Source organism: Aeromonas sp. LsrichE-8G (genome assembly GCF_022869435.1).
Lineage (GTDB): Bacteria > Pseudomonadota > Gammaproteobacteria > Enterobacterales > Aeromonadaceae > Aeromonas > Aeromonas caviae.
Window position 1 is genome coordinate 1 of sequence record NZ_JALIHH010000173.1, and the last position, 8,218, is coordinate 8,218.

Here is an 8,218-nt window from a genome sequence, read left to right on the forward strand (position 1 = left end):
AGAAGTTGCTTGAGGTACTGGGTTGCATTGATAATAGTCATGGCTTCGGGTGTGTCGGTTTTTTTTTGCGATTAAATCAGATCACAAACGAAGCCTTTTTTCTATCTATTTCAATTGGTTGTAGCTAAAGATCCTGTACATGATCAACGTCTTGGCATTCAGCGTTTTCAACAGTAAATCTGCGTGGTGGCTTGCAAGCGCCAAGGACCACCATTAATGTGATGCAACCCGCCCGGTTCCATGAGTTCGACCTTGACCACCACGATGTTGTGCCGAATGTGATAGTCCCCGTTGTCCCTCTAAAGAGTCAAGGAAGAAGGTCTCGTCAACCTCAACGATACCTTCTTCCCGTGTGGCTTGATGTCCGGTCATCGCACGCAAAAGCGATGACGCCAGTAGCCTAAAGTTTGCTAGGCAATCGTTACAGAACGTGAACAGAAGCGGTGTTGGTGGTGCCGCTCGGTACCAGAGCACCGGAGACCATCACAACCACGTCACCTTTCAGACCCATGCCGATTTCCAGCGCGGCTTCTTTACCGATGCGATAGAAATCGTCGGTAGAGGCGATGCTGTCAACCACGTGAGCAACCACACCCTTGGTCAGCACCAGCTGGGCAGCAGTTTTCTTGTTGGTGGTGATCGCCAGGATCCAGGCTTTCGGGAAGTACTTGCGAATGGCCTTGGCAGACTTGCCGCCTTCGGTAGCAACCACGATCAGCGGGGCGTCCAGCTTCTCGGAGGTCTCTACGGCGCCTTTACATACGGCTTCGGTGATGCGCAGCTTGTTGCTGTCGTTGGCAGCAGACAGGTTGGACGGCATCACGGCATCGGTACGCTCGCAGATGGTGGCCATGATGGTCACGGCTTCCAGCGGGTACTTACCCTTGGCGGATTCACCGGACAGCATCACTGCGTCGGTACCGTCCAGGATGGCGTTGGCCACGTCACCAGCTTCGGCGCGGGTCGGACGCGGGTTCTTGATCATGGAGTCCAGCATCTGGGTGGCAGTGATAACCACTTTGCGGGCTTTGTTGCACTTGGCGATGATCATCTTCTGGGCGAAGATAACTTCTTCAACCGGGATCTCTACACCCATGTCGCCACGAGCAACCATGATGCCGTCGGAAACAGCCAGGATCTCGTCGAAGTTGTCCAGACCTTCCTGGTTTTCGATCTTGGAGATGATCTGGATGTTCTCGCCACCGTGGGCTTTCAGGTGCTCACGGATTTCCAGAACGTCTTCTTTCTTACGGATGAAAGAAGCAGCAACGAAATCAACGCCTTGCTCGCAACCGAAGATCAGGTCGCGCTTGTCTTTCTCGGCCAGGGCCGGCAGCTTGATGGAGACGCCCGGCAGGTTAACGCCTTTGTTCTCGCCCAGGTCACCGTTGTTCAGCACTTTACAGATAACTTCGCGCTCGGTGATTTCGATGACGTCCAGACCGATCAGGCCGTCATCAACCAGGATGCGGTTGCCGACGCGCAGATCGTTGGCGAAACCTGCATAGGTCACCGCCACTTTGTCTTTGTTGCCAACCACGGTCTGGTCGGTGGTGAAGATGAAAGTCTGGCCAGCGACCAGCGCGACGTCGTTGCCGCCTTCCAGCTTCATGGTACGGATTTCCGGACCCTTGGTGTCCAGCAGGATAGCTGCGTGCTTGCCGGTCTCGGCCATTACAGCGCGCAGGTTGCTGATGCGGCTGCCGTGCTCGGCGTAGTCACCGTGGGAGAAGTTCAGGCGCATGACGTTCATGCCGGCGTCCAGCATTTTGGCCAGCATTTCTTTGGATTCGGTCTTCGGACCGATGGTGCAGACAATTTTGGTCTTTTTCATTTTTGAGTTCCTAGTTTTATTTAATTTCTACAAGCACCATCAGTTGACCGACAAACATAACAATCAGCCTTTAAGCCAGAGACTGTCGGATACTCGGCTTCGACTGCTGCGATCACCTCGGCCACTTTCTCCGGGCGCAGCAGGGCGACCACGCAGCCGCCGAAGCCGCCGCCGGTCATCCGCACGCCGCCATCTGTGCCGATCCTGGCCTTGATGATCTCCACCAGACCGTCGATGGCGGGCACTGTGATCTCGAAGTCATCGCGCATGGCGGCGTGCGACTCGGCCATCAGCTCGCCGAGGCGGGTCAGATCGTGGCTCGCCAGCGCATCGGCGGCCGCCAGGGTGCGGGCGTTTTCACCGACGATGTGGCGGGCACGGCGATAGCAGGCCTCATCCAGCCCGGCTTTGCCCGCTTCCAGTCCGGCCAGATCGAGGTCGCGCAGCGCCTTGACCCCGTAGTGACGGGCGGCCTCTTCGCACTGCTGGCGACGGGTGTTGTATTCGCTGTCCACCAGACCGCGGCGCACATTGGAGTTGACGATCAGCACCGCCAGATCCGCCGGCATGGGGATGAGGCGAGTCTCCAGCGAGCGGCAGTCGAGCAGCAGGGAATGATCGGTTTTGCCGCTGGCGGAGATCATCTGATCCATGATGCCGCAGTTGCAGCCGACGAACTTGTTCTCCGCCTGCTGGCCATTGAGGGCGATCTCGGCCTGACTGATGTCGAGCCCCAGCGCCTCTTTGAAGGCCTGACCGATCGCCACTTCCAGCGAGGCGGAGGAGGAGAGTCCCGCCCCCTGCGGCACGTTGCCGGAGACCACCAGATCGAGGCCGCGCAGGGTATAGCCGCGCTCCTGCAGATATTTCACCACGCCGCGGATGTAGTCGCTCCAGCGCTGGCTGGGGTGGTGCTCGATGGGCTGGTCGAGGTCGAACTGGTCGCGCTGATTGTCGTAGTCGGCGGCGATCACCTGTACTTGCCGGTCATCGCGCAGGCCGATGGCAACGCAGGTCTCGTAGTCGATGGCGCAGGGCAGCACGAAGCCGTCGTTGTAGTCGGTATGTTCACCGATGAGGTTGACGCGGCCGGGGGCGCGCACCAGCAGATCGGGCGCTTTGGCAAATTGCTCGGCAAAAACGGTGCTGACACGTTGGTTGGGGGTCATAGGGCCTCCTCATTGGTGTGGCTGGTCTGGGTGTAGTGAATGGGGCTCAGAGCGCGCAGCCGCTCGGCAGCCTGCTCGGGGGTAAGGTCGCGCTGGGTTTCGGCCAGCATCTCGAAGCCGACCATGAATTTGCGCACGGTGGCGGAACGCAGCAGTGGCGGATAGAAGTGGGCATGCAGTTGCCACGCCTCGGGGCAATCCGATTTGGGCGGTGCAAAGTGCCAGCCCATGGAGTAGGGGAAGCTGCACTCGAACAGATTATCGTAGCGGCTGGTGAGCTCCTTGAGCGCCACTGCCAGATCCTGTTGCTGGGCCTTGGTCAGGTTGAGCATGGAGGGGACGTGCGCCTTGGGCAGCAGCAGGGTTTCGAACGGCCAGGCGGCCCAGAAGGGAACCACGGCGAGCCAGTGCTCGGTCTCCACCACGATGCGCGAGCGATCCGCCAACTCCCGCTCCACATACTCCAGCAGCATGGGGCGGCCATGCTCGGCCAGCCAGTCACGCTGGTGCTGCTCTTCGCGGGCGATCTCGTTGGGCAGGAAGTCGCTGCCCCAGATCTGGCCGTGGGGGTGAGGGTTGGAGCAGCCCATGACTGCCCCCTTTGTTTTCAAAGACCTGCACCCACTGCCACTGGGCCGACAGCTCGGCGACCTGATCCATCCAGGTGGTGATCACCCCCTCGATGGCGGGCAGCGGCAGCTCGGGCAGGGTCTTGCCGTGGTCCGGCGAGAAGCAGATGACCCGGCTGGTGCCGCGGGCGGCTTCCAGCTTCAGCAGGGGAGCGCTGGCGCTATCGGCGGCCGGGGTATCCTGCATCAGGGCGGCGAAGTCGTTGGTAAAGACAAAAGTGCTCTTGTAGTCGGGGTTGATGTCGCCAGTGACCCGGGTGTTGCCCGCGCAGAGGAAGCAGTCGGGATCGTGGGCTTGCTTGGGGGCCTGACTCACCTTCTCCACCTGTCCCTGCCAGGGGCGTTTGGCCCGGTGGGGGGAGACCAGCACATACTGGCCGGTCAGCGGGTTGAAGCGGCGATGGGGATGATCGACGGGGTTGAACATCATCTCTCCTGAATAATGTATTGAAAAATAAAGTCGTTTATTACCGGGGAGCAGGCAGACCTACTCTTCGTAACCGTTCGGATTGGCGGATTGCCAGCGCCAGCTGTCGGCGCACATAGCGTCTATGTCCCGGGTCGCCTGCCAGCCCAGCTCACGCTGCGCCTTGGCCGGATCGGCCCAGCAGGCGGAGATATCGCCCGGGCGGCGCGGTTCGATGCGAAATGGCAGCGGCTTGCCACAGGCGGCAGAGAAAGCGGTGACCAGCTGCAACACACTCTGGCCCTGGCCGGTGCCCAGGTTGTAGGTGTGTACACCACCCTTGCCGGCGCAGTGTTGCAGTGCCTTGACGTGCCCCTCGGCGAGATCCATCACGTGGATGTAGTCGCGCACGCCGGTGCCGTCCGGCGTGGGGTAATCGTTTCCAAAGACCGACAGGCAGTCGCGACGGCCGATGGCCACCTGGGTGATATAGGGCATCAGATTGTTGGGGATCCCTTGCGGGTCTTCACCCATAGTGCCCGAGTCGTGGGCGCCGACCGGATTGAAGTAGCGCAGCAGGGTCATGCTCCAGTGGGGCTCGGCCAGCTGCAGATCTTCGAGGATCTCCTCGATGAGCAGCTTGGATCGCCCGTAGGGGTTGGTGGCGCAGCGAGGGAAATCCTCGCGGATCGGCAGGCTAGCGGGATCGCCGTAGACGGTGGCCGAGGAGCTGAACACCAGATTGTGCACATTGGCCCGCTTCATCGCCTGCAGCAGGGTGAGGGTGCCGCCGAGGTTGTTTTCGTAGTAATCCAGTGGAATGCGGGTCGATTCACCGACCGCTTTGAGGGCGGCAAAGTGGATCACTGCATCGATCTGTTGCTCGGCGAAGATCCGCTCCAGCAGGGCGGCATCGCGAATATCCCCTTGATAGAACTGGGGTTGCTGGCCGCTGATGGCGGCGACTCGGGCCAGCACGCTGCGCTTGCTGTTGCCGAGGTTGTCGACCACCACGGGATTCATGCCTGCCGCTTGCAGGGCCAGACAGGTGTGGCTGCCGATATATCCGCAACCGCCGGTGACTAGAACATTCATCTTGCTCTCCATATAAAAACATTGGTAACAGTCTAAACGAGAGGCCTCGACGTAAACTGTGAGCTCATCTACAAATCAGTGTAAGCGGTTACACTAATTTAGTGTGAGACTACATTGCAAGATCATTTTTCTCTATTTTTTTCAATTACTTTCAAGGGTATAATAGTGTTTAACTATAATGTGAAAATGAGTGAAAACAGTATGAGTACCATCAAGGACGTCGCTCGGTTAGCCAATGTATCGGTGGCAACGGTCTCACGAGTGATGAACAATTCGCCAAAAGCCAGCGCAGCGTCCCGGGTCGCAGTGCAGAGAGCAATAACTGAGCTTGGTTACACTCCTAATGCAAATGCCAGGGCCCTAGCTAACCAGTGTTGTGATACCTTTGGTGTTGTTGTTGGGGACGTGGCGGATCCCTTCTTTGGGGCATTGGTGAAAGGTGTAGGCACTGTTACTACGGAGCAGGGGCTGCATTTGTTGATGGGAAATGGACGACATACAGCAGACGCTGAACGGGAAGCAATAGAGTTGTTGATTGCTCGCCGTTGTGAAGGGCTTGTTGTACATAGCAAGGCATTATCTGATGACGAATTGCTGCAATATGCTGAGCGCATTCCTGGTTTGGTATTGATTAATCGTTACATTCCAGCTCTTCAGGTGCGTTGTATCGCATTGAATAACCAGCAAGGAACCACGTTAGCCACTCGGCATGTATTGGCGCAGGGACATGTCAAAATTGCTTATCTGGGTTCAAATCGACCTATCGAGGATGCAGAGTCACGCTTGAATGGTTATCGGGATGCATTGATATGCGCAGGGATTGCTCCAAGTGATGAGTTGATTGAATTTGCCCAACCAAATGAAGAAGGGGGGGAGCAGGCGACGCTGAACCTACTCGCCAAAGGAGCAAAGCTTACAGCTATAGTAACCTACAATGATGCTATGGCGGCAGGCGCCCTCTCTGTACTGGCTGATAATGGAGTCAAAGTTCCGGAAGAAGTGTCCGTGATAGGCTTTGATGACATTATCTATGCTCGATATTTGCGTCCTAAACTAACGACTATGCGTTACCCTATTGAGTTGATGGCAGCTCAGGCCACAAGGTTATCACTTGCCTTGATTCGTGGGGAGTCTTCACCCGAGCACTCTCGTATATATACACCACTTCTAATAAATCGTCAGTCAGTCGCTCGTCCTATGTCGGAATGACAACTTGTTAGTTTTCCCCGCGGCATAAGTCAATCATTTTGTGTGCTAATAACTAAATAGCTGTTCCGAATAGTAGATCACAGGAGGAAGGGAACTCAGTCCAGTTTGTGCGATCTCATTAGGCGCGAAACAAAACAAGCCACACCAAAAGGACTGAGTTGATGCCTATCCTACCACCCCTGCCACGACCACAACGGCGCCGCATTCACAAAATCATCCATGCCACGCGTGATAAAGGGCATGCTCGTCGCTTGATGGCCATCTTGCTGTTACATGAAGGACGCACGATCACTGATGTTCATCACCTTACCGGCGCTGCTCGCTCGACCATCGGCCGTTGGCTTCGGTGGTATCGGGATGAAGGTGTGGGGGCGTTAGAAGCCTTACCGGCTGGCCGTGCCCCGATCTTACCTGTCGCCAAGATTGTCACCTTACTGGTGCTGCTCATGCAGTTTTCTCCGCAAGATTTTGGTTATCAGCGCAGCCGTTGGTGTACCGAACTATTGGCTATCAAAATCAATCGTTAATGGGGCTCAATATGGCAGCCTCCACGCTCCGCCGATGGTTACCGCGTATGGGCATTGTCTGGCGAAGGCCCGTGCCGACCTTGCGGATAAAAGACCCTGCCTATCAGGAGAAAATGGCTAATATCGACGCGGCACTGGCCCGCTGTGATGCAGATAATCCGGTGTTTTATGAGGATGAAGTCGATATAGACCTTAATCCCAAATTAGGGGCCGACTGGATGTTCAGAGCGCAGCAAAAGCGGGTTGTCACACCTGGAAAGAACGCCAAACATTACCTGGCAGGCGTTCTCCATGCAGGCAATGGAAGAGTACTTTACGTCAGCGGGATAAAGAAAAACTCATCGCTGTTTATCGCCATGCTGGAAAAGCTGCGTCGCCACTACCGACGAGCCAAAACCATCACACTGATCCTCGATAACTACATCATTCACAAAAGCAAACAGACCGAGCGATGGTTGAAGAAGAACCCCAAGTTCTGCCTGGTGTTCCAGCCAGTTTACAGCCCTTGGGTTAATCACATCGAACGGCTGTGGCACAAGTTACATGAAACCATCACGCGCAATCATCAATGCAGAGGAATGGCCAGCCTGCTGGCCCGAGTGAAACACTTCATGGATACCGTGTCTCCTTTCCCGGGGAATGGCTATGGTACAGCGAAGGTGTAGCACTATTGGGATCAGTTATTTAGGGAAGGTGCGAACAAGTCCCTGATATGAGATCATGTTTGTCATCTGGAGCCATGGAACAGGGTTCATCATGAGTCATCAAATTACCTTCGCCGACAGTGAATTCAGCAGTAGGCGCCGTCAGACCAGAAAAGAGATTTTCTTGTCCCGCATGGAGCAGATTCTGCCATGGCAAAACATGGTGGAAGTCATCGAGCCGTTTTACCCCAAGGCTGGTAATGGCCGGCGACCTTATCCGCTGGAAACCATGCTACGCATTCACTGCATGCAGCATTGGTACAACCTGAGCGATGGCGCGATGGAAGATGCTCTGTACGAAATCGCCTCCATGCGTCTGTTTGCCCGGTTATCCCTGGATAGCGCCTTGCCGGACCGCACCACCATCATGAATTTCCGCCACCTGCTGGAGCAGCATCAACTGGCCCGCCAATTGTTCAAGACCATCAATCGCTGGCTGGCCGAAGCAGGCGTCATGATGACTCAAGGCACCTTGGTCGATGCCACCATCATTGAGGCACCCAGCTCGACCAAGAACAAAGAGCAGCAACGCGATCCGGAGATGCATCAGACCAAGAAAGGCAATCAGTGGCACTTTGGCATGAAGGCCCACATTGGTGTCGATGCCAAGAGTGGCCTGACCCACAGCCTAGTCACCACCGCGGC

General features: G+C 56.4%; 4 protein-coding genes and 4 pseudogenes. 3 read left to right on the forward strand and 5 right to left on the reverse strand.

The features are described from left to right. Window positions 1–205: 205 nt before the first annotated feature. From MUW49_RS18220 to galE, 5 genes and pseudogenes are all read right to left on the reverse strand, one after another. Window positions 206–395 (reverse strand): annotated as a pseudogene (locus tag MUW49_RS18220) (IS1595 family transposase); the annotation flags it as partial. Between the two features lie 26 nt (window positions 396–421). Continuing rightward, window positions 422–1,834, reverse strand: a complete 1,413-nt coding sequence (gene pykF / locus MUW49_RS18225; RefSeq protein ID WP_021141163.1) for a pyruvate kinase PykF — start codon at window positions 1,832–1,834, stop codon at window positions 422–424. A gap of 20 nt (window positions 1,835–1,854) precedes the next feature. Next, window positions 1,855–3,003, reverse strand: coding sequence for a galactokinase (gene galK, locus MUW49_RS18230; RefSeq protein WP_021141162.1), 1,149 nt, complete (start codon window positions 3,001–3,003; stop codon window positions 1,855–1,857). Next, a pseudogene (locus tag MUW49_RS22125) lies at window positions 3,000–4,059 on the reverse strand (UDP-glucose--hexose-1-phosphate uridylyltransferase). The gene galK and the pseudogene MUW49_RS22125 overlap by 4 nt, the downstream one beginning before the upstream one ends. Window positions 4,060–4,119: 60 nt before the next feature. Continuing rightward, the gene (gene galE / locus MUW49_RS18245; protein WP_021141160.1) at window positions 4,120–5,133 is read right to left on the reverse strand and encodes a UDP-glucose 4-epimerase GalE; all 1,014 of its coding nucleotides are present in this window, start codon (window positions 5,131–5,133) and stop codon (window positions 4,120–4,122) included. 201 nt (window positions 5,134–5,334) lie between these two features. Here galE and MUW49_RS18250 point away from each other — a divergent pair, with 201 nt between their 5' ends. The 3 genes and pseudogenes from MUW49_RS18250 to MUW49_RS18260 all read left to right on the forward strand — a co-directional run. Continuing rightward, complete coding sequence (locus MUW49_RS18250) at window positions 5,335–6,342, forward strand: substrate-binding domain-containing protein (RefSeq protein ID WP_082030023.1); 1,008 nt, start codon at window positions 5,335–5,337, stop codon at window positions 6,340–6,342. Window positions 6,343–6,503: 161 nt separating this feature from the next. Beyond that, window positions 6,504–7,534: pseudogene (locus MUW49_RS18255) on the forward strand (IS630 family transposase). Between the two features lie 91 nt (window positions 7,535–7,625). Then, window positions 7,626–8,218 (forward strand): annotated as a pseudogene (locus MUW49_RS18260) (IS5-like element IS5B family transposase); the annotation flags it as partial.